At 28.7% G+C, this 24,371-nt stretch carries 29 protein-coding genes; all 29 read right to left on the reverse strand.

All coding sequences use genetic code 11. The features are described from left to right. Nucleotides 1–31 precede the first annotated feature (31 nt). The 29 genes from leuB to era all read right to left on the reverse strand — a co-directional run bounded on the left by leuB (nt 32) and on the right by era (nt 24,371). Nucleotides 32–1,102: a 3-isopropylmalate dehydrogenase gene (gene leuB, locus CM240_RS07110; protein ID WP_044037772.1), complete on the reverse strand. Its 1,071-nt coding sequence runs from the start codon at nt 1,100–1,102 to the stop codon at nt 32–34. 12 nt (nt 1,103–1,114) lie between these two features. Continuing rightward, nucleotides 1,115–1,606: a 3-isopropylmalate dehydratase small subunit gene (leuD, locus tag CM240_RS07115; RefSeq protein ID WP_044037774.1), complete on the reverse strand. Its 492-nt coding sequence runs from the start codon at nt 1,604–1,606 to the stop codon at nt 1,115–1,117. A 2-nt stretch (nt 1,607–1,608) separates the two neighbouring features. Continuing rightward, a complete protein-coding gene (gene leuC / locus CM240_RS07120) occupies nt 1,609–2,877 on the reverse strand; it encodes a 3-isopropylmalate dehydratase large subunit (protein ID WP_156930524.1) in 1,269 nt (422 codons plus the stop codon). Between the two features lie 209 nt (nt 2,878–3,086). Continuing rightward, nucleotides 3,087–4,079 carry a ketol-acid reductoisomerase gene (ilvC, locus tag CM240_RS07125; protein ID WP_044037776.1) on the reverse strand — a complete coding sequence of 331 codons (993 nt, stop codon included), beginning with the start codon at nt 4,077–4,079 and terminating at the stop codon, nt 3,087–3,089. Between the two features lie 30 nt (nt 4,080–4,109). Beyond that, entirely contained in the window at nt 4,110–4,598 is a 489-nt protein-coding gene (gene ilvN, locus CM240_RS07130) for an acetolactate synthase small subunit (RefSeq protein ID WP_044037778.1), read from the reverse strand. A gap of 392 nt (nt 4,599–4,990) precedes the next feature. Beyond that, nucleotides 4,991–5,806 (reverse strand): sporulation transcription factor Spo0A, encoded by an 816-nt coding sequence (gene spo0A, locus CM240_RS07135; protein ID WP_044037780.1) that lies wholly within the window; start codon nt 5,804–5,806, stop codon nt 4,991–4,993. A gap of 148 nt (nt 5,807–5,954) precedes the next feature. Next, nucleotides 5,955–7,052 (reverse strand): SpoIVB peptidase, encoded by a 1,098-nt coding sequence (gene spoIVB / locus CM240_RS07140; RefSeq protein WP_051483743.1) that lies wholly within the window; start codon nt 7,050–7,052, stop codon nt 5,955–5,957. A 97-nt stretch (nt 7,053–7,149) separates the two neighbouring features. After that, nucleotides 7,150–8,853 (reverse strand): DNA repair protein RecN, encoded by a 1,704-nt coding sequence (gene recN / locus CM240_RS07145; protein WP_044037782.1) that lies wholly within the window; start codon nt 8,851–8,853, stop codon nt 7,150–7,152. Next, entirely contained in the window at nt 8,854–9,315 is a 462-nt protein-coding gene (locus CM240_RS07150; RefSeq protein WP_044037784.1) for an arginine repressor, read from the reverse strand. A 3-nt stretch (nt 9,316–9,318) separates the two neighbouring features. Continuing rightward, nucleotides 9,319–10,149: an NAD(+)/NADH kinase gene (locus CM240_RS07155; protein WP_044037786.1), complete on the reverse strand. Its 831-nt coding sequence runs from the start codon at nt 10,147–10,149 to the stop codon at nt 9,319–9,321. A 16-nt stretch (nt 10,150–10,165) separates the two neighbouring features. Continuing rightward, nucleotides 10,166–10,966, reverse strand: coding sequence for a TlyA family RNA methyltransferase (locus CM240_RS07160; protein ID WP_044037788.1), 801 nt, complete (start codon nt 10,964–10,966; stop codon nt 10,166–10,168). Between the two features lie 9 nt (nt 10,967–10,975). Beyond that, complete coding sequence (dxs, locus tag CM240_RS07165; protein WP_044037800.1) at nt 10,976–12,829, reverse strand: 1-deoxy-D-xylulose-5-phosphate synthase; 1,854 nt, start codon at nt 12,827–12,829, stop codon at nt 10,976–10,978. 189 nt (nt 12,830–13,018) lie between these two features. Next, nucleotides 13,019–13,891, reverse strand: a complete 873-nt coding sequence (locus tag CM240_RS07170; RefSeq protein WP_044037802.1) for a polyprenyl synthetase family protein — start codon at nt 13,889–13,891, stop codon at nt 13,019–13,021. Next, a complete protein-coding gene (xseB, locus tag CM240_RS07175; protein ID WP_044037813.1) occupies nt 13,888–14,103 on the reverse strand; it encodes an exodeoxyribonuclease VII small subunit in 216 nt (71 codons plus the stop codon). The genes CM240_RS07170 and xseB overlap by 4 nt, the downstream gene beginning before the upstream one ends. Next, entirely contained in the window at nt 14,103–15,302 is a 1,200-nt protein-coding gene (xseA, locus tag CM240_RS07180) for an exodeoxyribonuclease VII large subunit (protein WP_044037815.1), read from the reverse strand. The genes xseB and xseA overlap by 1 nt, the downstream gene beginning before the upstream one ends. Nucleotides 15,303–15,305: 3 nt before the next feature. Further along, nucleotides 15,306–16,133, reverse strand: coding sequence for a bifunctional 5,10-methylenetetrahydrofolate dehydrogenase/5,10-methenyltetrahydrofolate cyclohydrolase (locus CM240_RS07185; RefSeq protein WP_044037817.1), 828 nt, complete (start codon nt 16,131–16,133; stop codon nt 15,306–15,308). A gap of 14 nt (nt 16,134–16,147) precedes the next feature. Next, nucleotides 16,148–16,555 (reverse strand): transcription antitermination factor NusB, encoded by a 408-nt coding sequence (gene nusB, locus CM240_RS07190; protein ID WP_044037818.1) that lies wholly within the window; start codon nt 16,553–16,555, stop codon nt 16,148–16,150. Between the two features lie 80 nt (nt 16,556–16,635). Next, nucleotides 16,636–17,022 carry an Asp23/Gls24 family envelope stress response protein gene (locus CM240_RS07195; RefSeq protein WP_044037820.1) on the reverse strand — a complete coding sequence of 129 codons (387 nt, stop codon included), beginning with the start codon at nt 17,020–17,022 and terminating at the stop codon, nt 16,636–16,638. 80 nt (nt 17,023–17,102) lie between these two features. Continuing rightward, nucleotides 17,103–17,597: a SpoIIIAH-like family protein gene (locus tag CM240_RS07200; RefSeq protein WP_044037822.1), complete on the reverse strand. Its 495-nt coding sequence runs from the start codon at nt 17,595–17,597 to the stop codon at nt 17,103–17,105. A gap of 118 nt (nt 17,598–17,715) precedes the next feature. Then, entirely contained in the window at nt 17,716–18,300 is a 585-nt protein-coding gene (spoIIIAG, locus tag CM240_RS07205; RefSeq protein WP_051483744.1) for a stage III sporulation protein AG, read from the reverse strand. Between the two features lie 5 nt (nt 18,301–18,305). Continuing rightward, nucleotides 18,306–18,872 carry a stage III sporulation protein AF gene (locus tag CM240_RS07210; RefSeq protein WP_044037826.1) on the reverse strand — a complete coding sequence of 189 codons (567 nt, stop codon included), beginning with the start codon at nt 18,870–18,872 and terminating at the stop codon, nt 18,306–18,308. A gap of 10 nt (nt 18,873–18,882) precedes the next feature. Then, entirely contained in the window at nt 18,883–20,022 is a 1,140-nt protein-coding gene (gene spoIIIAE, locus CM240_RS07215) for a stage III sporulation protein AE (protein WP_044037828.1), read from the reverse strand. A 9-nt stretch (nt 20,023–20,031) separates the two neighbouring features. Further along, nucleotides 20,032–20,418, reverse strand: a complete 387-nt coding sequence (spoIIIAD, locus tag CM240_RS07220) for a stage III sporulation protein AD (RefSeq protein ID WP_044037830.1) — start codon at nt 20,416–20,418, stop codon at nt 20,032–20,034. A gap of 9 nt (nt 20,419–20,427) precedes the next feature. Continuing rightward, nucleotides 20,428–20,622, reverse strand: coding sequence for a stage III sporulation protein AC (spoIIIAC, locus tag CM240_RS07225; RefSeq protein ID WP_044037832.1), 195 nt, complete (start codon nt 20,620–20,622; stop codon nt 20,428–20,430). Nucleotides 20,623–20,635: 13 nt separating this feature from the next. Next, the gene (locus CM240_RS07230; RefSeq protein WP_044037834.1) at nt 20,636–21,151 is read right to left on the reverse strand and encodes a hypothetical protein; all 516 of its coding nucleotides are present in this window, start codon (nt 21,149–21,151) and stop codon (nt 20,636–20,638) included. Next, nucleotides 21,148–22,059: a stage III sporulation protein AA gene (gene spoIIIAA / locus CM240_RS07235; RefSeq protein WP_044037837.1), complete on the reverse strand. Its 912-nt coding sequence runs from the start codon at nt 22,057–22,059 to the stop codon at nt 21,148–21,150. The genes CM240_RS07230 and spoIIIAA overlap by 4 nt, the downstream gene beginning before the upstream one ends. 101 nt (nt 22,060–22,160) lie before the next feature. Beyond that, nucleotides 22,161–22,721, reverse strand: coding sequence for a DUF4342 domain-containing protein (locus CM240_RS07240; protein ID WP_044037839.1), 561 nt, complete (start codon nt 22,719–22,721; stop codon nt 22,161–22,163). 13 nt (nt 22,722–22,734) lie between these two features. Continuing rightward, complete coding sequence (recO, locus tag CM240_RS07245) at nt 22,735–23,472, reverse strand: DNA repair protein RecO (protein ID WP_044037841.1); 738 nt, start codon at nt 23,470–23,472, stop codon at nt 22,735–22,737. An 8-nt stretch (nt 23,473–23,480) separates the two neighbouring features. Then, nucleotides 23,481–24,371, reverse strand: a complete 891-nt coding sequence (gene era, locus CM240_RS07250; RefSeq protein WP_044037843.1) for a GTPase Era — start codon at nt 24,369–24,371, stop codon at nt 23,481–23,483.

Here is a 24,371-nt window from a genome sequence, read left to right on the forward strand (position 1 = left end):
ACATTTATATCTTAGACTAGGGATTTCTCTGTTATAACTTACTTACAACTAATTCTCCCATTTCTTTTGTACCTACTTTTTTCATACCTTCAGCATAAATATCTGCTGTTCTATAACCATCTTTTAATACTTTTTCAACCGCTCTTTCAATATCTTCAGCTGCCTCTTTCATATCTAAAGAATACCTAAGCATCATTGCAACAGAAAGAATTTGTGCTAGTGGATTAGCAATATCTTTTCCAGCAATATCTGGTGCAGATCCATGTATAGGCTCATACATACCAAAAGAATCTTCTCTAACAGAAGCTGATGGAAGCATTCCTATTGAACCTGTTATCATTGAAGCTTCATCAGATAAAATATCTCCAAAAATATTGTTTGTTAATACAACATCAAATTGACTTGGTTTTCTTACAAGTTGCATAGCTGCATTATCAACATACATAAATTCAAGTTCTACATCAGTATACTCCTTATGAATTTCATTAACTACTTCTCTCCATAATCTAGATGATTCTAAAACATTAGCTTTATCGACTAAAGTTACCTTACCTCTTCTTTGCCTTGCAGATTTAAATGCTACATGAGCAATTCTTTTTATTTCATTAACATCATAACTTTCAGTATCATATGCAGAATCTACATCTTTTTTTACTCTTCCTCTTTCACCAAAGTATATACCACCAGTTAATTCTCTTACAACTAAAAGATCTACCCCTTCATTTACTATACTATCTTTTAGAGGACACGCATCTTTTAAAGCCTCATAAACTTTAGCTGGTCTAAGATTTGCATATAATCCAAGAGCTTCTCTTATACCTAAAAGAGCTTTTTCAGGTCTTTTTGCTCCAGGTAGGCTATCCCACTTAGGTCCTCCTACTGATCCTAAAATTACTGCATCTGATTCTTTACATATTTTTATTGTTTCTTCTGGAAGTGGTATCCCTGTAGCATCTATTGCAGCCCCTCCAAGTAAAGCATTTTTTGTATTAAACTTTACATTATATTTTTCTCCTATCTTCTCTAGAACTTCTAAAGAGGCATTTACTATTTCTACTCCTATTCCATCTCCATGCATAACTGCGATATTAAACTCTTTCATAAATTTACCCCCTTAAAATTCACCAGCGTCAACAGTATTTAGTAAACCATCATTTTTCATTATATTTAAAATAAAATCTGGGAAAGGTTGACTCTTATATTCTTCATTTAAATCTAAATTTTTAATTATTCCATTTTCAAAATCAATTTCCAATTTATGTCCATTTTCAGCAGCTAATACTGCCTCTTCACACTCTAATATTGGGAATCCTATGTTTATTGCATTTCTATAAAATATTCTTGCAAAACTTTTTGCTATAACGCATGATACCCCAGCATACTTTATAGCGATAGGTGCATGTTCTCTTGAAGAACCACAACCAAAGTTACTTCCTGCAACTACAATATCACCTTTTTTTAGTTTCTTTAAAAAGTCAACATCTAAATCTTCCATACAATGTTTTGCTAATTCTTCCGGTACAGATGTATTTAAATATCTTGCTGGAATTATTACATCTGTATCTATATTATCGCCATATTTTAAAACATTTCCTATTACCTTCATTACTATACCTCCTCCGGTGAAGTTATTCTACCTGTTATAGCCGATGCAGCTGCTACAGCTGGTGAACATAAGTAAACCTCTGACTTAGGACTACCCATTCTACCAACAAAATTTCTATTTGTAGTTGATAATGCTCTTTCACCTTCAGCTAATATACCCATATGACCTCCAAGACAAGGTCCGCAAGTTGGTGTAGAAAGAACTGCTCCAGCTTCTACAAAAATCTTAGCTAACCCTTCTTCTATTGCTTGTAAATATACATCTTGAGTACCAGGTATAATTATTGTTCTTATATCGCTACAAATTTTCTTCCCTTTTAAAATCTTAGCAGCAATTCTAAGGTCATCTATTCTCCCATTTGTACATGATCCTATAACAACCTGATCTATCTTAACTTCTTCATCTATCTCATCTATAGTCTTAGTGTTTTCTGGTAAATGCGGAAATGCTACCGTTGGTTTTAGTTCTGATAAATCTATTTCTATGACCTCACTATATAGAGCATCATCATCAGCAGTAAAAACTCTTGGTTCTCTATCAGTTCTATTTTTTATATATTCTAATGTCTTATCATCTACTGGGAAAATACCATTTTTAGCACCAGCTTCTATGGCCATATTAGCTATTGTAAATCTATCATCCATAGATAGTTCACTTACCCCTTCTCCAGTAAACTCCATAGATTTATACAGTGCACCATCGACGCCAATTTTCCCTATTATATGAAGTATTAGGTCTTTTCCACTAACCCACTTAGGTAGTTTACCTTTTAATACAAACTTTATTGCTTCTGGCACCTTAAACCAAGCTTTTCCTGTTGCCATTCCGATGGCCATATCAGTACTTCCAACTCCAGTAGAAAATGCTCCTAAAGCCCCATAAGTACATGTATGAGAATCAGCTCCTATTATTACATCCCCAGGAATAGCCAAACCTTTTTCCGGAATTAAACAATGTTCTATTCCCATTTGACCAACTTCAAAATAATTCTTTATTTCATTTTCTTTTGAAAACTTTCTTACACATTTACAATGTTCAGCAGATTTTATATCTTTATTCGGCGTAAAATGATCCGGTACTATTGCTATTTTATTTTTATTAAAAACTTTAGCATTATCTAATTTATTAAAAGCATCTAATGCAACTGGTGTAGTTACATCATTTCCTAATACTAAATCTAAATTTACAGTAATAAGTTGTCCACTTTCTACATAATCTAGTCCTGCTGACTTGGCTAGTATCTTTTGTGTCATAGTCATAGGTTTTATCATACTAACTTGCCCCCTTATATTATTTATTTCCCTTATAATTAAAACAAGCTTAGTAACCTAAGCTTGTTCAATTTTTTCAGTTGTTCAGTTTTATCTTATGACTATCATCTATAATACTCAATTATGTAAAACTGAGTATTACAGATTCTATATCTATAGATAATAATTTTAGAGCCTACAACGCAAGCTACAGCTCTAATTATGATGTACTATTTTTTTAACCAACACATCATCTTTCTTAAATCTGCACCAACTGTTTCAATTTGATGTTCTCTATGAATTCTTTTTTGTGCATTGAAATATGGTCTATTGATTTGATTTTCAAGTAACCAATTCTTAGCAAATGTTCCTTCTTGAATGTCTTTAAGAACTTCTTTCATAGCTTTCTTAGTATCTTCAGTAATTATCTTTGGACCTGTTATATAATCACCGTATTCTGCTGTATCAGAGATTGAATATCTCATAAGGTTAAGTCCACCTTCATTTATAAGATCTACAATTAATTTCATTTCATGGCAACATTCAAAATAAGCCATTTCTGGTTGATATCCAGCTTCTACTAAAGTTTCAAATCCAGCTTGAATTAATGCTGTTAAACCTCCACATAAAACTGCTTGTTCACCAAATAAATCTGTTTCTGTTTCTTCTTTAAATGATGTTTCGATAACACCAGCTCTTGCTCCACCGATACCAGCTGCATAAGCTAAAGCAATATCTTTAGCTCTTCCAGTTGCATCTTGATGTACAGCAATTAAACAAGGAACTCCTCTTCCTTCTAAGTATTGACTTCTTACAGTATGTCCTGGTCCTTTTGGAGCTATTAAGAATACATCAACATCTGCTGGTGGAACAATTTGTCCAAAATGAATTGAAAAACCATGAGCAAATACTAATGCCTTTCCTGCTGATAAATTTGGTAATATATCTTTCTTATATAATGCAGCTTGTTTTTCATCATTTACTAATATCATAATAATATCAGCATTTTTAACTGCATCAGCAGTAACCATTACTTTTAATCCTGCTTCTTCAGCCTTAGCCCAAGACTTACTTCCTTCATATAAACCTACGATAACATTAACTCCACTTTCATGTAAATTTAAAGCATGAGCATGTCCTTGGCTACCATAACCAATAACAGCTACTGTTTTATCCTTTAATAAATTTAAATTTGCATCGCTTTCATAATATACTTTTGCCATAAAATAGACCCCCTAATATATTTTGTTTATTTATAAGACAAGACTTCCTCGCTCCATAGCTATATATCCACTAGAAACAAGTTCAACTATATCTTCTTTAACTAATTCAATAAATGCATTTAACTTTTCAACATCTGCAGTCATTTCAACTGTTACAGTTTCCTTAGAAACATCTACAATTGTACCCTTAAAAATATTTGCTATATTAACAATTTCTGTTTTCTTATTATTATCACACTTTATCTTAATCATTGCAATCTCTTTACATATAATCATATCTTCTTCTAAAGCTTTTACTTTTTTTACCTCTTCTAATTTTGACATTTGTTTGCAAATTTGATCTACAACATAATCATTCTCAGCAGTTGTAATTAATGTTAATCTAGAAAATCCTTCTTTCTCAGTTTTGCCTGCAGTAACGCTATCTAAGTTAAAACTTCTCCTAGTAAACAACTGACAAACACGTGTTAGTACTCCAGGATTATCCTCCACTATAGCTAATAATACATATTTTTTCATAATCCTTCCCCTTTTTCATGTCATACTGTTTAATGTATATTATCACTGGAAATTTATACTGTCAACAACTTATATATAAAACCACATAAAGCACTCTAATTTACTGTTATATCTTTTCATTTCCATTGTTCTTTTGAAAGTTAACATGCATTTTTACTTTTATGTAAATAAGTTCTTTCAACATTCTTACATAAATATGTTCAACGTACAAATTAATCCAATAACCTATATTTACATTTTACTACAGCAACTTTTCTATGTAAATATTTATAATCACCTATGTATAAATAAAAATATCTTTTAGCAAAACTAAAAGATATTTTTATTCCCGTTATATTTTCATATAATAAAATTATTTCTGCCTACATTTTTAAAATTATATTAAATAAAATTTAACCTACTTTATTTTTTAGTCTTAATTTGTCGGCTATCATAGCAATAAATTCACTATTTGTTGGTTTACCTTTACCATTGTTTATAGTATACCCAAATAATTTATTTATTGTGTCTATTTGTCCTCTGCTCCATGCAACTTCAATTGCATGACGAATTGCTCTTTCAACTCTAGAGGCTGTTGTATTATATTTTTTAGCTATAGAAGGGTATAGCTCTTTTGTAACTGCAGATAATAATTCTACATTATTAACTACCATTGAAATAGCTTCTCTTAAATACATATAACCTTTTATATGCGCTGGTACTCCTATTTCATGTATTATTGATGTAATTTCTGTTTCTAAATCTACCGGTTTATTTTCTGTCACTTTTTGAACTACAGGCTCAGAATATACTTCTACAGATTTTTTATTTTCATTTGTAACAACATTATTATTGAACATATCTCTTATTCTTTTAACAAATACATCCATATCAAATGGTTTTACTACATAGTAATCTGCACCCAATGCAATTGATCTTTGAGTTATTCTTTCTTGACCTACTGCTGACAATACAATAACTCTTGGCTTATCTTCAGATTCTGTTAACATAAGTTTTTCAAGTACACCTAAACCGTCTAAATGTGGCATTATTATGTCAAGAATCACCAAATCTGGCTTTTTAGCTTCAATCATATCTAAAGCCTCTAATCCATCTTTAGCAACGCCGACAACCACCATATCTCTCTGATTAAGTAAATAATCATTCAAGATATTACAGAACTCTTTATTATCGTCGGCAATTAGTACGTTAATTTTTTGATTATCCATAAATAAATCCCCCAATTCACAAATTAATTTCCATTTCTTTACAACATTATATATTCGACATCTTTTCTTTAATCCCTTCTAAATTTCTTAAAAAAAAATTTTTTTTGAAAAAAAATTAATAAAAATAAACTCTTTCTTAAATAATAAACTATTTTATTCCTTTATTCAATTCATTTAACATAGTTTCTATAAAAATCCCATATCCTGCACATGGATTATTTACCAATACATGATTAACAGCCCCAACTAATTTACCATCCTGTATAATTGGGCTACCACTCATTCCTTGGACAATACCTCCAGTTTTCGCTAATAATTCTTCATCAGTTACTATTATCAACATATTTTTAGATGATGTACTAGCATTATCTAAAACCTTTTCAATTCTTATATTATAATATTTAGGTCCCTCAGCATCTACTGTAGTTAAAATTTGTGCATCTCCTTCTTTAATTTCACTAATTTTTGCAACCTTTATAGGTTCATTAAATTTTATATTTTCTAATGATTCTTTAGATATACCAAAAACACCATTTAAGCTATTCTTTTTAATTTCTCCTCTTATATGTGATTCATTTACAAATATTCCTCTTAATTCTCCTGGATTTCCTTTTTCTCCACGTTTTATAGATTTTATTTCTGCAGATAAAATATCTCCTTTTTCAATTGGCATAATAATATTAGTGTCACTATCTATAATTCCATGACCTAATGCACCAAATATGTTACTTTTCTTATCATAAAAAGTCAGCGTTCCCACACCTGCTGTAGAATCTCTAATCCACAATCCCAGCTTATAATTATTATCTACACATTTTACAGGTCTAACTTCTTTAACTAATTCTACGTTATCTCGTATTAATTTAATTTTTATTGTATCTCCTTTAGTTTTATTAACTATTTCTGTAATATCATTTGAATTTTTTAGTTCTATTTCATTTATTGAAATTATATTGTCCCCTACTTTTATTCCACCTTCACTAGCCGGTGAATAAGGCTCTTTCTCATAATTTTCTATTTCACTAAGAGATATTACTATAAAGCCTTTAGTCTTTAGTTTAATTCCTATAGGATATCCACCTAAATAAACAGCATCATATTTATCATCTTCTTTATTAACTAAATATGTTCTATCTAGGTTTTTTCCAAATATTATTAGAGGCGAATTTCCAAAAGCAAATATAAAAATAAAAAACAGTATCAATATATTACGCAATAAAAAATTTTTTGAATATAATTTTCGCAAAATTTTCACCTCCAAATCTTTTCTGTATTTTTAATTTTCCCTTAAGTAAAAATATTATTCTTATCTCTATTACTACAAAAAATAAGAAGGATTTTATTTATTCCTTCTTAATTTCACTTTTCATATCATTAGCAAGCTTTACTAATTCTCTTGCATTTTCTATAGTAAGTTTAGTTAAATCACTTCCACCAATCATTCTTGCTATCTCATTTACTTTTTCTTCTTCTTTTAATCTATTTACATATGAATAAGTCTTTTCATTTTTAACTTCTTTCGTTACAACAAAATGATTATCTGACATCACTGCTATTTGTGGCAAATGAGTCACAACAAATACCTGTGTATCTAAAGAAACATAAAACATTTTCTTAGCAACAGCTGATGCTATACTTCCACTTATTCCTATATCTATTTCATCAAAAATTATTGTTGGTATTTTATCTTTATTTGTGAAAACCACTTTTAATGCTAACATTATTCTTGAGAGTTCTCCTCCAGATACTACCTTATCTATTGAATATAATGGCTCACCTGGATTTGTACTAATCTTAAATGTAACCTTATTACAGCCTTTGTTATTAAGATATTTTTCATCAAATAAAACTTCTATAGAAAATCTAGCCTTTTCTAAGCCTAGTTCCTTTAACTGCTGATGAATACTATCTTCTAATGATCTTGCAAGATTATTTCTAGTTTTAGATATATCTTCAGATAACTTAATCAATAAACTATGCTGTTCTTCTATTTCTTTTTTTATTTTATCAATAATCTCATCCTTATTACATATATCATAATATTGTTTCTCTAATTGGTCTTTAGTTGCGATAATTTCTTCAATAGTTTCCCCATACTTTCTCTTTAATGAATCTATTAAAAATAATCTACCATTTAAATAATTTAACTCATCTTCATCATAAACTAATGAATCTTTCATATCTCTTATAGCACTAGAATTATCTTGAATTGAGTAATATGAATCTTCAATAGACGATATTATTTTATTTAATTCTTCGCTACAATTACCAAGACTTCTTAATTCTCTTACTACAATATTTAAAGAATCCAATACTGATAATCTTTCCTCTGATGATTCCTTTAATATATTATTTACACTTAAGAAGATTTTAGTCATATTTTCTGAATTTGATAACAAAGTAACTTTTTCTTCTAACTCTAAATCTTCACCTATCTTTAACTTTGCTTTTTCTATCTCATCAATTTGATAACTAATAAAATCTTTCATTTTTTCAGAACCATCATCTGAATTCTCAAGTTCTTCCAACTTTTTCTTTAGTCCTTTAAATTTATCAAACTCACTATGATATGTTTTTAGTGCATTCTGAAATTCATCATCTCCAAAATCATCAAGATAATTTATATGTAAATTTGTATTCAAAAGACTTATATTTTCATGTTGACCATGTATATTTAAAATAGTTTCTCCCAGTTCTCTAAGTTGGCTCAATGTCACAGTTCTATTATTTACTTTTGCTACACTTCTTCCTTCACTTAAAGTCTCCCTGCTAATAATTATACTTTCTTCAACAGGTATGTTAAGCTTTTCTAATATCTTAATGCTTTTAGTATTTGAAATTTCAAAAACACCTTCTACAAATACTCTTTCTTCTCCATTTCTAATAATACCACGATTATACTTTCCTCCAAGTATGTAACTGATAGCATCTATAAGAATTGATTTTCCCGTACCAGTTTCTCCTGTAAGAACATTAAACCCTTTTTCAAAATTGATAGATAAATTATCTATTAAAGCAAAATTACTTATATTAAGTTGAACAAGCATTTATTCCTCCTGAGCATTAATTATTTTCTTTATCTTAAAAATCATATCTTCAGCTTTTTCCTTATCTCTTAGCATAACAAAAATAGTATTATCTCCTGCTATAGTACCAGCAACACCATCTATATTAATTGAATCTAACGCTTCTGCCGCTGCTCCTGCAGAACCTGTGATAGTTTTAACTACAACAAAGTTATTAACTCTTTCCACTGAAATAACTGTATGTGCTAATATATTTAGTAATTTATCAGATAAGAATCCTTCGTTAGGAGAAATTGTTGCATACTTATATTTTCCTTCATTTCCCATAATTTTAATAAGCTTTAACTCTTTTATATCTCTTGACACTGTTGCCTGCGTTACATCGAAACCACTTTTTTTCAATATCTCCGCTAATTCTTCTTGTGTTTCTATATCCCTAGAATTTATAAGTTCTAAAATTTTAGAGTGTCTTGAAACCTTCATCTTTTAATACTCCTTACCGTTACTTAATATTTTTTTATTTAATACATTAAAATAATCATAATTATCTGTTCTAATAAATTTTATCTTCTTATCATAACTTGTTAATGTTATAATATCACTTTCATCTATCTTTACATATTCTTGACCATCTATAGTAATATATACCTTATCTTTAACTTCACTAAGATATACCTTAATTTTTGATTCTTTATTTAATACCATAGTCTTTATTGAAAAGTTTTGACTACAAATAGGTGTTATAGATATAAGTTCTAAGCTCGGCTCTATAATAGGTCCACCTGCAGATAATGAATATGCTGTAGATCCTGTTGGCGTAGATATAATAACACCATCACCTTTAAATCTACTATACTTTTTATCATTAACATCAATATTATATTTCACTATCCTTGAAAGAGTGCCCTTAGTAATTGTAACTTCATTTAATGCTATAAAGTTAAATTCATGTTTACCCTGAATTTTACAATGTAATACTAATCTCTCTTCTATATAATATTGTTTATTAATTATTTTCTTTAAAATTTCCTCCAGTTCTTCTAATTCCCCTGAAGTTATAAATCCTAAAGATCCAATATTTATAGGCAAAATAGGTATTTCTTTTTCTATTGCAGCTTTAGCACTTCTAAGTACTGTTCCATCTCCCCCTAATACTAAGATAAAATCTAGATTAGTGATTTTTTTCTTATGTATATTAGGGTCATCAAAAACTAGTATTTCTGCATTGTCATAGTAAATGCTTATTTTTTCTTTTACAAATCTAATTATTGCACCATCAATATCTTTAGAAGCATTTATAATTATACCTATTTTCATCCTATATCCTCCAGTACTATAAACTTATATGAGAATTTTCAATAACCTCATTAATGCTGTTTTCTATATCTATAGCATCTTCACAAGCCTTTTTAAAATACACTAAATATTCTCTATTTCCTTCTGGTCCTTTTATTGGTGAATACGTTAATCCTATAATACCAAAGTCATTCTCTTTTAAAAAATTAACTATATCAGTAACAACTTCTCTATGTGTCTCTTTTTCTCTTACTACTCCCTTTTTGCCAACTTTATCTCTACCAGCTTCAAATTGCGGTTTTATTAATGCAACAATCTCTCCATCCTCGCTCATTAATGATGAAACAACTGGTACAACTTTTTTTAGTGATATAAACGAAACATCTATAGATGCAAAAGATGGTATATCTTCAATATCTTCTTTTTTTAGATATCTTACATTTGTTCTTTCCATACAAACTACACGTTCATCAGTCCTTAGCTTCCATGCTAGTTGTCCATATCCCACATCTACAGCATATACCTTAGTTGCTCCATTCATTAACATACAGTCAGTAAAACCTCCTGTAGATGCTCCTATATCAAAGCACACTTTATTTGAAACATTTGTTCCAAATTCTTTTATTGCTTTTTCAAGTTTTAACCCACCTCTGCTTACATAAGGTATATCATGTCCCTTTACAACTATCTCTGCATCTGGATTTATCTTTTCACCACATTTATCAACTCGTATATTATCTATAAAAACATTTCCTGCCATTATAGCTCCTTTTGCTCTCTCTCTAGAAGCAAAAAAACCTTTATTAACTAATACTACATCTAATCTTTCTTTAGTCATATATACTACCTACATTTCTTCTTTTATTTTATTATATATCCCTTCAGAATCTAATTTATACAATTTATATAATGTATCAATATCTCCATGAGGAACAAATTCATCTGGATACCCTAAATTTTTAATACTTATTTCTGACGAATTTATATATTGGTTTACGTATGATCCAAATCCACCAGCTATCACATTATCTTCTACAGTTATTACAACTTTATAATGTTTCTTAATTTCATCCAATAAAGTATAATCTAGAGGCTTAACAAATACAGCATTAATTAACGTTATATTAATACCTTCTTCTTTTAATTTCATTACAGCTTCATTTGCAAATTGAACCATTTTTCCAACTGCTATTATTGCTATATTTTCGCCTTCTGTAATAATCTCCCACTTACCAAAAGTAAATTCTTTTTGTACTTTAAAACCTTCAGTAAATACATCTCCGCCTCTTGGATATCTTATCGCTAACGGTCCATTAAAATTCTTAGAATAGTATAACATATTTTTAAGCTCTTCTGTACATTTAGGACTCATTATTGTTATATTAGGAATCATTGATAAGTAAGATAAATCAAATATACCTTGATGCGTCTCACCATCATTTCCAACAATACCACTTCTATCTATAGCAAATACAACAGGAAGATTTTGGATGCATACATCGTGAAGTACCTGATCATATCCTCTTTGAAGGAAAGTTGAATATACTGCAAAATATGGTTTAATTCCAGTACTAGCCATTCCAGCAGCCATAGTAACTGCATGTTGTTCAGCAATACCAACATCAAAAAATCTATCAGGAAATTCCTTAGAATAACTAGTTAAAGCACAGCCATCTGGCATAGCAGCTGTTATCGCCACTATATTTTTTTCTTCTCGTGCCATATCTATTATTGTATCTCCAAAAACTTTAGAGTATGTAATCTTACCACTCTTATCTTCTACTTCTCCATTTTCTAAGTTAAAAGGCCCAATTCCATGAAATTTATAGGGATTTTCTTCAGCATAATCATAGCCCTTACCTTTTGTTGTTTTCACATGAATTAATACCGGTGCATCTATATTCTTTGCATTTTCCAATATCTTTGTCAACTCTTTAATATTATGTCCATCAATCGGTCCAAAATATTTAAAACCCATGTCTTCAAATAATGAACTTGGAAGTAATATCTTTTTTATAGAGTCTTTTAAATATTTCATTGACTTATTCATAGTTTTTCCTATACTACTTCTGGAAAAACTTTTTATTTCTTTCTTTAATTTATTATATTTTTTATCTCCCCTAAGTTTTGCTAAATGCATAGATAATCCACCAACATTTTCAGCGATAGATATTCCATTATCATTTAAAACTACAATGATTTTAGACTTGTTAAAGCCAATATCATTCAATGCTTCAAAGGCCATACCCCCTGTAAGAGCACCATCACCAATCACTGCTATAACTTCATGATTTTCCTTTTTAATATCTCTACTTCTAGCCATCCCAACCGCTGCAGATATAGATGTAGAAGAATGTCCTGTTTCAAAAAAATCATATTTACTTTCATTTTTTTTAGGAAATCCACTCATACCATTATATTTTCTAAGTGTATCAAAATTCTTTGCTCTTCCAGTAAGAATCTTATGCACATATGCTTGATGCCCTACATCCCAAATAATTTTATCATTATTAAAATCAAAAACTTTATATAAAGCTAATGTCAATTCTACTACTCCTAAATTAGAAGAAAGATGCCCTCCAGTATTTGACACCTTGTTTATCAAAAATTTTCTTATTTCATCGGAAAAGTTTTTTATTTCTTCCTCTGACATATTTTTTATATCATTTACATCTTTATATGAATCAATAATTTCATACATGTCTTCTCTTCTCCATTACTTTACTTTCTTTATTAATTATATCAAAGCAAAAAAATAGTAGCAACTTTTGTAATCTACTACCCCATCTCAAAACTTCGACAATTTTATATACTATATCTTTTATAGTTTATATCAATTCACAATAAATTACCATATAAAAAGTAAAAAGAGAGAATAAATTTTTCTCTCTTATTCCTCTCTATTTAAAAGATATCTAGTAATTTCATATAGTTCATCTGTGTTCTTGTCTATATTTTCTAAAATATCATAACATTTTAAAGTAAGTTTCTCTGCATAAACTTTAGATTCTTCAAGTCCGATAACACTAACAAATGTACTCTTATTATTTGTGGCATCAGATCCAACTTTTTTACCTATTTTATCTTCATTACCTGTAACATCTAAAATGTCATCTATTACCTGAAAAGCTAAACCTAAAGCATCACCATACTGCTCTAAAAGTACAATTTCTTCCTCAGTAGCTCCACCTATAATTGCTCCTGAGACTATTGATGCTTTAATTAAAGCTCCTGTTTTTAATCTATGCATCTTTTCTAATTCTTTTAGAGACACTGTCTTATTTTCATTTAAAATGTCAATCACTTGTCCACTAATCATACCATCAACACCAGACGAGTTACATAAATATTTTAATGCTTTAGCATGATGTGGATGATCTACTACATATTGAAATGCAATATTAAATGCTTCATTCAATAGCCCATCTCCAGCTAATATGGCCATAGCATTACCAAAAACTTTATGATTTGTAGGCTTTCCTCTTCTCAAATCATCATTATCCATATCTGGCAAATCATCATGAATTAAAGAATAAGTATGAATCATTTCAATGGCACAAGGTATACCCATTGGAACTTCACTATTTGAAAATATATTATGTGTAGCCATAAATAATATTGGTCTTATTCTTTTTCCTCCAATATTTGTAGAGTATGCCATTGCCTCGTATATGATTTTTTCTTCTTCACTATATTTTATCTTATCTTCAAAATAAAGCTTCAATTCCCTATCTATACATTTCTTATATTCTCCAATACTCATAGCTCTTCCTCTTCATCAATAAATTTCTTCTCGCCTTGAGATGTCAATACATTTATCTTACTTTCTGCAGTATCTAGCATATCCATAAGTTCTTTTGCTAGAAAGACTCCTTTTTCATATTCTTTCATAGCTTTATCTAATGTTAAATTTTCATCCTCTAAATTTTTAACTATCTGTTCTAATGCTACTGACTTCTTTTCAAAATCTTTCATTACTCTTTCCTTACCTTTATACTAAAATATTCACTACCATCTCTTAATGTTATCTTTACATTATCTTTCTTTTTCAAAGTATCAATTGAAGAAATTACTTTCCCATCAGATTCTATACAACTATATCCTCTTTTAATAATATTCATTGGGCTATTAGCTTCAATCAAATCAATCAAAGAATTTACTTTTCTTTTTCTACTTTCAACATAATGTTTTATATAAATATTTAAGTTCTTGTTTAAGTACTCAACTTTCTCTTTTTTCTGTAGTATTTTATTTATTGGGGAATACCTCTTAAGTCTTTCTTCGTTTTGACTTATAATACTTTTTTTATCTCTTATATATGAAGTTATATTAGTTTTCAACTTATCATTTGAATCTCTTAAAAAACCTTCCATATCGCTTAACTGTGGCACAATAATTTCTGCCCCCTGTGATGGTGTCGCACCTCTTATATCTGCAACAAAATCTGAAATAGTAAAATCTACTTCATGACCAACAGCACTTACAATAGGTGTATCACAATTAAAAATTGCCCTAGCTAAATCTTTATCATTAAAGGCCCATAATTCCTCTATTGATCCTCCACCTCTACAAAGTAAAATTACATCTATATCTTCTCGTGAATCTAATGTTTCTATACCTTGAATTATAGTTTGCGGTGCATTAACCCCTTGTACAAGGCATGGATAAATTAATATATCTACCTTTCTATTTCTACGCATAGATACATTAATTACATCTCTAATTGCTGCTCCAGTTGGTGAAGTTATCACTCCTATTTTTCCTGGATATCTTGGTATAGATTTTTTATATTTTTCTTCAAATAAGCCTTCTTCCATAAGATCTAACTTCAATTTTTCAAAAGCCTTATGTAACTCTCCTACCCCTTCAACTTCCATTTCTTTCGCATAAATAGTATAACTTCCATCTTTAGGATAAGAAGATATCTTTCCCGATATAACAACTTGCATACCTTCTTCAGGAATTATCTTTAAATCTTCTGCATAATTCGAAAACATTATTCCATTTATTTTTCCACCTTCATCTTTAAGTGAAAAGTAAATATGTCCTGATGAATGTACCTTTACATTAGATAGTTCACCTTTAATTTTTGAATTCTTTAATATAAAATCATTATCAAATACCTTTTTTATATAATTATTTACTTCAGTTACTGTAAGTACTTTCAAAAACATTTATTATAAACCCTCACATAAATTTTTTAATAGTATAGTAGTTGTTAAAGATCCTACCCCACCTGGTACCTTAGTTATATATGAAACCTTTTCTATTACATCTTCTAAATCAACATCTCCAGTAATCTTTCCTTCTACATCAGAAGTTCCTACATCAATAACTACTGCACCATCCTTTATAAAATTACTATTGATATATTTAGGTTTACCTATTGCACTTACTAATATATCTGCTCTTCTACATACTTCTTCTATATTTTTAGTTCTTGAATGAACAGTGGTAACTGTACAATTTGCATTAAGTAATAATTGAGCCAATGGTTTACCTACAACATTGCTTCTTCCTATTACAACAGCTTCTTTTCCTTCTAAATCCGTAACTGATCTTAAAATTTCCATTACTGAAAGTGGTGTACAAGGAATAAATGCTTTATTTCCAGAGTAAAACTGACCTATATTATGAGTTGTTACTCCATCAATATCTTTACTTGGACTCAATGCCTCTTTTACCTTATCACTATCTATTCCTTTAGGCATCGGCAATAACATAAGGACACCTGTTATATTATTATCATTATTTATTTCATTAACTACAGATATAATTTCTTCTTCTGACACATTTTCTTCTAGCAAAAATTCTTTAGGTTCTATACCTAATTTGTTTGATAATTTAACTACACTATTTCTATAAAAGTTACTTCCTCCATCTTTTCCAACTTGGAGTATACCTATAGATACTATTTCACCTTTATTTTTTTTCTCATTAACTATTGCCATAATTTCATTTTGAAATTTAGATACTAAGCTTTTAACATCAATAATAGCCCCCATATTATAATCTCCTCCTAATTTATTTTGTCTAAAATTCCATTTATGAAACCTTTACTTTTTTCCTCACTATATTTTTTCGAAAGTTCTAATGCTTCATTTATAGATACAGCTTTTGGAATATCATCTTCATACTTTATTTCATAAATAGCTACAAATAATATAGCTACATTTATTTTTGAAATTCTTTCAAACTTCCACTTTTGTGAGCTTTCACTAATATATCCTTTTAACTCTTCATTTTTTTCACATATATTTTTTAATTTTTCCTTAAGGTATTTAAGATCTATATCTTTAAACTTATCCTCTTTTCCTGATACCTCATTTTCTACGAAGTTTTCAAATACTTCATCACAATCAAATTTATGTATAATACTTTCATATACTAATTTAAATGTAAGTTCTCTTGTTTTTCTACGATTCATAACTTCCTCCTAAATACTTATCTTCATTTATATTATACATATAATATAATAAAATAAAACACCCTCTTTAAGAGGGCGCCCTATTCTTCTTCACTTATAGTTTCGTTTTCTGGCTTTGGAAACATAACATTTTGAACATAAACATTTATTTTATCTACTTTCAATCCAGTCATAGTTTCAACAGTTTTCTTTACATTTTCTTGTACTTTTATACAAGCATCAGTAATTTTTAATCCGTATTCCACAATAACATAAATATCTATTGTTGCATTGTCATCAGCAAAGTTAACCTTAACTCCACGACTAACATTTTTTTTGCCACTTAATTTAGATGTTATTCCTTCTACAAATCCAGTACTCATACTATGAATACCTTTAATTTCATTTGCTGCAAGACCAGAAATTATACCTACAACATCATCAGAAATTTTGATTATTCCTATTTCTTGATTTAACTCTTGTTCCATAAAAGATACCCCCTTATCTTGCCTGTGCAAAATATTTATCTTGAGATAATTATATCATATAAATATGATTTTACAAATGATTATTGTTTATACGTAATTTCAAAATCTTTAATATTTGCTATAGTTATAATTGACTTTTGAATCATTCTAGTTTGTTCATCAGTTAGTTCTTTATCACTTTTAACTATTACTGATGCCTTATCATTTCCTATAGTAACTACAGCATCTTCGAAACCTTTTCCTTTAAGATCCTCTTCAATTTTTGTTTCATTTTGTGCATTTAAATTAACACTTACATATTGATCTTTAGCCTCTCTTCTTGAGTCTTCTGGTAATGATTCATCCTCTATAATAGTTCTTAAGTTCTTTAATGTGTCTTCAGATTGTGATGTCTTATTTAACTTTGCTTGTGAAAAATACTCATCACCTGATTCAGAACTCTTTTCTACATCCTCAGAAGATGCTGTCTCATCAGTTGGAAAATATAAAGGACCTTGAACCCTTGTTGCTAAAACTCCTGCTATAACTATAAGTACTAGTAGAGACACAATAATTATGCCTTGTTTCTTATTCATTTTATTAACCCCCTAATATGTATTTATTAATTTATATGAATGTTTTAATTTAATTATGTTAACTTTTATTTGTTTTATAATATTCATTTTCTTGATAATTATTGTCTATTTATATTATTTAGTTACTTTTCATTGGATGTACATTAACTTTTGAAGATGGAATATCAAATAAATTACAAACTGTTTGTACAAGAGTCGCTCTTTTATATTCGTCATTGACCCCTTCTGCTACAATAACGATTCCTGTTATATCTGGTGCATCTACCCTTTTTATAAACGGTTCACTGCTACTTCCATTATTTCCTACAACCACAGAATTTCCTGTATTATTTTGATTAGTAGTTCTTTTACCTCCAGAGCTATCAGTCTCCTCTGTTGTATTTGCTGATGCACTCTCATTATATACAGGAACTTTTTCTTCTCCACTTTTTATATATACCATTGCATCTACTTTCCCTATACCATCAATCTGACTTAAAATATCTTCTAATTGTTTTTCTATTTTTTCTTTGTATTCTTCCTCAGTAGAAGATACTTCTGTAGTCTTACTATTTAGCTGATCTTCACCGTAAACTGTTGAAGTTTCTCCTGAAAAATACTTCCCCATGAAAATTATTAAAACTCCCACCATAATCCCTGCAATAGTTATAAAAGGTAAATTATTTTTTTGTTTCTTTAAATTTTCTTTTATTTCTTTAAACAATTTTTTCACCCCTTTATTATATTAATTTTATTTGAATCTATTTTTAGTTCATCACATAAAAATTTTTCAATATCAGTCCCTTCTTTATCTAAATGTTCATCCTTCTCTTTTACTTCACCTATAGTAACCTTTTCTATCGGTTTTACCATACCACTATAGTATGTAACACTAACATTCTCTATTAATACTTCTTTATCTTTATACTGAACTTTTGTATCTACTTCAAAATCTATATTCTGAAAATTTTTCTTTAATAAATTTTTAATTGATTCATCGAGGTTATTTTTAAATGTATTCATGGTTAAATCTTTATCTTTCTCAGCATATGTATTCAAAGTTGTATTACTATACTTTTTATCTAAATTATCATAAAAGTCATTTACTTCTTTATCTATAGATGTATTCAGCATAAATTTTGTTATAGGATCTATAACAATACCTATTAATAATAATCCAAAAACCAAATTTATATATTTCTTTAATGAATTGTTCGGTAATAATAACCTTACTGTAGAAAAAAATACAATTGCTACAGCTATTATTAATATGTAATTCTTTATATTCTCCAACATACAACTCCTCCTATATTGGTTTTGCAGATGCTATTATTGCAATCATTATAAAAAACATTAATGAAACAACTACAACACAAGATATGATTTGCATTAAACTATTACCTACTTCATTTATGGAATCAATAATTTTTTTATTGCCTATTGGTTCCAAAATAGCTGCAGTAAACTTATTTATTAAAGATAATATAAATAATTTTATTATTGGAGTTAATATTAAGAATACTATTACAATTAGTCCTACCGATGACAATGAATTTTTTATAAGTAATGAATAATTAGCTACAGATGTAACTGCATCGGATAATGCACCACCTACAACTGGCACAAAGTTATCTACGGCAAATTTAGCAGTTTCAACAGCTACCTTATCAAAAGTACGTGTAGTAACACCTCTAATTGTTAAAACTGTAATAAAAACTGTAAGCATTATACCTTGGGTATATTTTATTACCGAATTAAACAATGCCGTTAATTTTGTAAGCTTATCATCATCAGATAAATTATTTATAAGTTTCAAAACTGTTACCATTAGAATAGCTGGAAGTAAAAAATTTACCACTATTGTTACACAAATATTTACTACTGCTATTACAATAGGATCCATAGCCACTGCTTCAGTAAATCCTCCAATTCCTATAAGCATTGTAAGAAGCAGCGGAATCAATACCACCATAAAATCTGATAAAGATTTTATTATCTCTTTACACTCTTCCACACCAATTAACATATTTTTCATTAATAAAATCATTATCAATCCATAAATTGCATAGAAACTTATATTAATTAAATTATTTCCTGAAAAAGCTTCCTGTAAGCTCATTAAAAATGATGTCAGTAACACCATAACTGCAAGCAATGCCATAATCTTTATAGATGCATAAATTTCTTTTACTGTATACTTTATTAATGTTGAAGATATTTCTTTAATATTTAATTCACTAGTTCCATTCTTAAATGTATCTTCTATGTATTTGCTAAAATCTATATCATTTAAAAGATCATATCTCGTCTTAAAATTATTTATGTAATTATCAAATTCCTCTACCCCTTCAATATCATTAGGCTTAACCTCTTCCTCCCCTAATGCTATGGCAGATGGAAATAATAACAACAATATCGATATAATAAAAACTATTAATTTCTTCATAACCCTTCCTCATAACAATTTAACAATAGTATCTAAAAGCCCATATATTATAGGCACGGCTAACATTAGTATCATTACTTTTCCCGCTAATTCCACTTTACTTCCAAGTGAACCAACACCGGCATCTTTGCATATTTCAGATGCAATAGTAGTTATATATGCAATTGCTATTATCTTGAATGTGGTTGTAATATAAAAAGGTTCTATACTTCCTTTTTCCGCCAATCTTTTTATAAGATTTAGAACTTCTGATATTTGGGGCATAACAAATAATAGAATAGTTACTCCTATAGCTAAACAAAATAAAATGGCAATATCATCTCTCCACTTTTTTAATACTAAATATCCTACCATACCTACCATTGCTATTGACACAACTTTTAATATATCTTCCATTTTCCCTCCTTAAAGATTGAACATAGTCCTCACTGTAGTAAGTAATTTAAAAACTTGCTCTATCACCATAAATAATATTATTGTTATTCCTGCTATATTAGCTAAAGTTGCAAAATCATCTTTATTTGCAGCTTTTAATAATCTGTCCGAAACAATGGTTATTATCCCTATTCCTATTATCTTAAAAACTAACACTAACTCCATCTAAAATCTCCTCCTAAAATATAAAAATAACTATAATAAGGCCAATACATATACCTAAAGATCTATACATTTTTAAATTCTTATTCTTAAGTTCCTCTGATTCTTTTAATTGTCTTTCAATATTAATTAGTGTTAAATTTAATAATTCACTTTCACCATCAACATCAAAATTTCCTATAGAGGTGGCCATTGCACGTATTACTTCTATATCTTCTTTATTTAAATTATGACTTATCTCTTCTAAAGCTTTATCAAAGGCTTCTTTAACATTATCAACTTCCTTTGCATATATAATCTCACTTGCTCTCTTAAATATTAGACTTATAGACCCTTTTACATGCTTCGATGTAGTTAGTAAAATATTTTCTAAAACATCAAAAGAATATATCATTTCATTTTTTATTATATTTATTGCTTTTTGTAGTTCCATTAATTGCTCAAATCTTGCCTTAACTATATCCCCTAATATAAAGCCTGCTATAGTAGTGCTACCTAAAATAATTAATGATCCAATAATCTTTATAATCATAATAAAATCCTCTTATTTTTATAATCATATACTCTTTTTATCGTTCCAACTTTTGGATAATTAGTTAACTCTATAACTCTATCAAAAAACTTATTCTCCAGTATCTTCTTATACATGATTCTTTCTTCAACATCGCTTATATCATCACCATGAATTGAAGTAATAACAGATACACCACAATTTAATGCCGTTATGAGGCTATTTATATCCTCATCAGTACCTATTTCATCACAAACTATTACATCAGGGCTCAACGATCTTATAGCAATCATAATTCCTTTACTTTTAGGACATCCATCTAATACATCACTTCTTAATCCCACATCAAATTGTGGCACACCTTTGTTACAACAAGCTATTTCACTTCTCTCATCTATAATAGACACCCTGACCCCTCTAGTGATGTCACAATTCTCACCATTTGATAACGACCTTGATATATCTCTTAAAAGTGTAGTCTTACCACACTTAGGTGGAGATACAATTAACGTATTATATACTTTTCCATTTTTACATATGTACTTTAAAATCCTATTTGAACATTCCTTTACTTCTCTATTAATTCTTATATTAAGTGATGAAATATGTTTTATAGTTTTTATAGCTCCACCATCGGTTATATATTGTCCACCTATTCCTACTCTATGTCCTCCCTTTAAGGTAAAGTATCCACCTTTAATTTCTTCTTTATATGCATACAATGAATATGATGTAAGTCTATTTAGAGTCAACATAAATTCTTCATTAGTAATTCTTCTTTCACCTAAAACTTCTTTATTCTCTCCTAAAAGAACTACAGGTTTATCAATAGATAATCTTATTTCTTCAATTGATCTAATAAGTTTTTTCTTTATTAGCACTGCCACAGATTCTGGCAATAACAATACAACTTCTTTCCAGTTCTCCATTTTTTATCCTCCTTTACATAATTATTTTTATTACTGTAAATAATAAATTATGCAAAAATAATAAATAAAAAAAGTAGGACTGATTTCTCAGTCCTACTTTTTTATTTATCTTCATCATCAAATTTTACAGTATAAGAAATTGATTCATTATAAGTAGATCCACTATCTCCTTTAGAGCTACTCATCTTATCTCTAATATTAAGTGCTAAACTAGAAACTTTATTTTTTATATCCTTAGCACCACTTTCTATCAAAGCATTAACTTCTTTAATATTTCCTTCATCATCAGTTATCTCTATAACAACATTAGAGATAACACCTCCAATCACTGTAAGTGGAATTAATATCGGCGATATAGCAATCCCTAATAATCCTACAGCAATACCTCCATTTACAGGTATATCCACCAAAACTTTATCTTCTTTTTTTATTCTTATTCTTGAAACATTTCCTTTTTTAATAAGTTCCTCTAAATACTTTATAACACCATCTGTAGTTGTCTTCAAAACAGAATCTGGCTCATTTTCCTTTAATTTTTCTGCATAAACTAATGCATCTACAATATTACCATCACAAATTTCTAAAATTTCTTTAGCTTTGCCATAACCTATACCAGTTCTTTCTATTAATGTGTCAATTTTTTCAAGAGTAATATCTTCCATCTTTATTCCTCCCTTATAATATTTCTAAAAGTTCTAAGCTTTTAGGTTTCTTTCCTATACTTGTAACTATCAATTCTGAATTTATCTTTTCTATTTCAGAAAGTATATAATTATTTTCTTTTAGTATATGTATTTTCATAATATCTATATGATACAAATATTTCATAAAAGAGAAAACACTATATGATATATATATACCATTTTTTTTATTACAGTTACCACATACTCCACTAAATGGTGGATATATTATGTAATTACTAGATATAATCTTATTTCTACAAATTCCACAGTTTTCAAAATTCAAACTATGTCCTGTATATTTTAGCAAATCTAATTCAAATTTTCTTATCACAATTCTATCACTAACAGCTTTATTCTTTAGAAAATAAAATGATACAACTACATTCTTAAATAGATTAATATTTATTTCATCATCTACCATACTCATATCTATTAATTCTAAAATGTAATTTCCATAAGTTAAAGTATATATATCCTTTAACATCTCTTGAAAAGAATCTATTAAGAATCCTTCATTCAATGTATACATTCCTTTACCCTTAAATAAAACTAACTCACTATAAGACATCGGAAGCGTCAATGGCAGCATTTGGCTTTTATTACTTTTAACTCCCCTAACCATAACAGATATCTTTCCTAAACTTTCACTAAAGACGGTAATTATCTTATCTCTTTCTTTATAATCTATAGCTTTTAATACTATAGCTCGTGTTTTTATTATGGACAGAATATCATCTCCTACTTTAAGTTTTTATAACCTAGATCTTTTAGAAGTAAGGCATTATCTCTCCATTCTTTTCTAACTTTTACCCATACCTTCAAATTCACTCTAGCATCTAAGAATTTTTCAATATCTTGTCGAGCATAAGTAGATATTTTTTTCATCATAGCACCATTTTTACCAACAATAATTCCTTTATGAGAATCTTTTTCACAAATCATATTTGCATCAATATGATACATTCCTTTTTCATCCTTTTTCATTGATATAACCTCTACTGCTATACCATGAGGAACTTCTTTAGATAATAATCTTAATGCCTTTTCTCTTATTATTTCCATAACTACAAATCTCTCATTTACATCTGTAATCATATCTTCTGGATAATACATAGGTCCTTCATTAAGATTATCAACCATTAGTTTTAATAAGGTATCTACATTTTTACCATTTGATGCTGATATAGGAATAACTTCATCAAAGAAATTATATTCTTTGATAGACTCTAAAAATTCTGCCACTTTCTCTGATGGAGTTTCATCTATTTTATTTATTATAAAAATTTTTTTACCTTTTGTAGATCTTAAATCCTCAAGAATTTTTTTATCTCCAATCCCTAATTCTTTATCAGCTGTTGTCATAAATAATACAAGGTCAACATCTTTTAATGCCTCTTGAGCATTTTTCATCATAAATTCACCAAGTTTATGCTTAGGTTTATGCATTCCTGGAGTATCTACAAAAACTATTTGATAATCTTTAGTTGTGAGTATAGTCTGTATATTGTTTCTTGTAGTTTGTGGTCTAGAAGAAACTATAGATAATTTTTCTCCTACTAAATAATTCATCAAAGTTGATTTTCCTACATTTGGTCTTCCTATTATTGTTACAAATCCTGATTTAAACAT

Origin of the sequence: Clostridium bornimense (assembly GCF_000577895.1) — a bacterium.
Taxonomy (GTDB): Bacteria; Bacillota; Clostridia; order Clostridiales; family Clostridiaceae; genus Clostridium_AN; species Clostridium_AN bornimense.

Bases quoted from the DNA above. Each gene is read 5' to 3' on its own strand.
- leuB (WP_044037772.1), bottom strand. From the start codon at position 1,102: ATGAAAGAGTTTAATATCGCAGTTATGCATGGAGATGGAATAGGAGTA.
- leuD (WP_044037774.1), bottom strand. From the start codon at position 1,606: ATGAAGGTAATAGGAAATGTTTTAAAATATGGCGATAATATAGATACA.
- leuC (WP_156930524.1), bottom strand. From the start codon at position 2,877: ATGATAAAACCTATGACTATGACACAAAAGATACTAGCCAAGTCAGCA.
- ilvC (WP_044037776.1), bottom strand. From the start codon at position 4,079: ATGGCAAAAGTATATTATGAAAGCGATGCAAATTTAAATTTATTAAAG.
- ilvN (WP_044037778.1), bottom strand. From the start codon at position 4,598: ATGAAAAAATATGTATTATTAGCTATAGTGGAGGATAATCCTGGAGTA.
- spo0A (WP_044037780.1), bottom strand. From the start codon at position 5,806: ATGGATAATCAAAAAATTAACGTACTAATTGCCGACGATAATAAAGAG.
- recN (WP_044037782.1), bottom strand. From the start codon at position 8,853: ATGCTTGTTCAACTTAATATAAGTAATTTTGCTTTAATAGATAATTTA.
- CM240_RS07150 (WP_044037784.1), bottom strand. From the start codon at position 9,315: ATGAAGGTTTCAAGACACTCTAAAATTTTAGAACTTATAAATTCTAGG.
- CM240_RS07155 (WP_044037786.1), bottom strand. From the start codon at position 10,149: ATGAAAATAGGTATAATTATAAATGCTTCTAAAGATATTGATGGTGCA.
- CM240_RS07160 (WP_044037788.1), bottom strand. From the start codon at position 10,966: ATGACTAAAGAAAGATTAGATGTAGTATTAGTTAATAAAGGTTTTTTT.
- dxs (WP_044037800.1), bottom strand. From the start codon at position 12,829: ATGTATGAAATTATTGATTCATATAAAGATGTAAATGATATAAAAAAT.
- CM240_RS07170 (WP_044037802.1), bottom strand. From the start codon at position 13,891: ATGAGTATTGGAGAATATAAGAAATGTATAGATAGGGAATTGAAGCTT.
- xseB (WP_044037813.1), bottom strand. From the start codon at position 14,103: ATGAAAGATTTTGAAAAGAAGTCAGTAGCATTAGAACAGATAGTTAAA.
- xseA (WP_044037815.1), bottom strand. From the start codon at position 15,302: ATGTTTTTGAAAGTACTTACAGTAACTGAAGTAAATAATTATATAAAA.
- CM240_RS07185 (WP_044037817.1), bottom strand. From the start codon at position 16,133: ATGGGGGCTATTATTGATGTTAAAAGCTTAGTATCTAAATTTCAAAAT.
- nusB (WP_044037818.1), bottom strand. From the start codon at position 16,555: ATGAATCGTAGAAAAACAAGAGAACTTACATTTAAATTAGTATATGAA.
- CM240_RS07195 (WP_044037820.1), bottom strand. From the start codon at position 17,022: ATGGAACAAGAGTTAAATCAAGAAATAGGAATAATCAAAATTTCTGAT.
- CM240_RS07200 (WP_044037822.1), bottom strand. From the start codon at position 17,597: ATGAATAAGAAACAAGGCATAATTATTGTGTCTCTACTAGTACTTATA.
- CM240_RS07210 (WP_044037826.1), bottom strand. From the start codon at position 18,872: ATGTTGGAGAATATAAAGAATTACATATTAATAATAGCTGTAGCAATT.
- spoIIIAE (WP_044037828.1), bottom strand. From the start codon at position 20,022: ATGAAGAAATTAATAGTTTTTATTATATCGATATTGTTGTTATTATTT.
- spoIIIAD (WP_044037830.1), bottom strand. From the start codon at position 20,418: ATGGAAGATATATTAAAAGTTGTGTCAATAGCAATGGTAGGTATGGTA.
- spoIIIAC (WP_044037832.1), bottom strand. From the start codon at position 20,622: ATGGAGTTAGTGTTAGTTTTTAAGATAATAGGAATAGGGATAATAACC.
- CM240_RS07230 (WP_044037834.1), bottom strand. From the start codon at position 21,151: ATGATTATAAAGATTATTGGATCATTAATTATTTTAGGTAGCACTACT.
- spoIIIAA (WP_044037837.1), bottom strand. From the start codon at position 22,059: ATGGAGAACTGGAAAGAAGTTGTATTGTTATTGCCAGAATCTGTGGCA.
- CM240_RS07240 (WP_044037839.1), bottom strand. From the start codon at position 22,721: ATGGAAGATATTACTCTTGAAAAAATTGACACATTAATAGAAAGAACT.
- era (WP_044037843.1), bottom strand. From the start codon at position 24,371: ATGTTTAAATCAGGATTTGTAACAATAATAGGAAGACCAAATGTAGGA.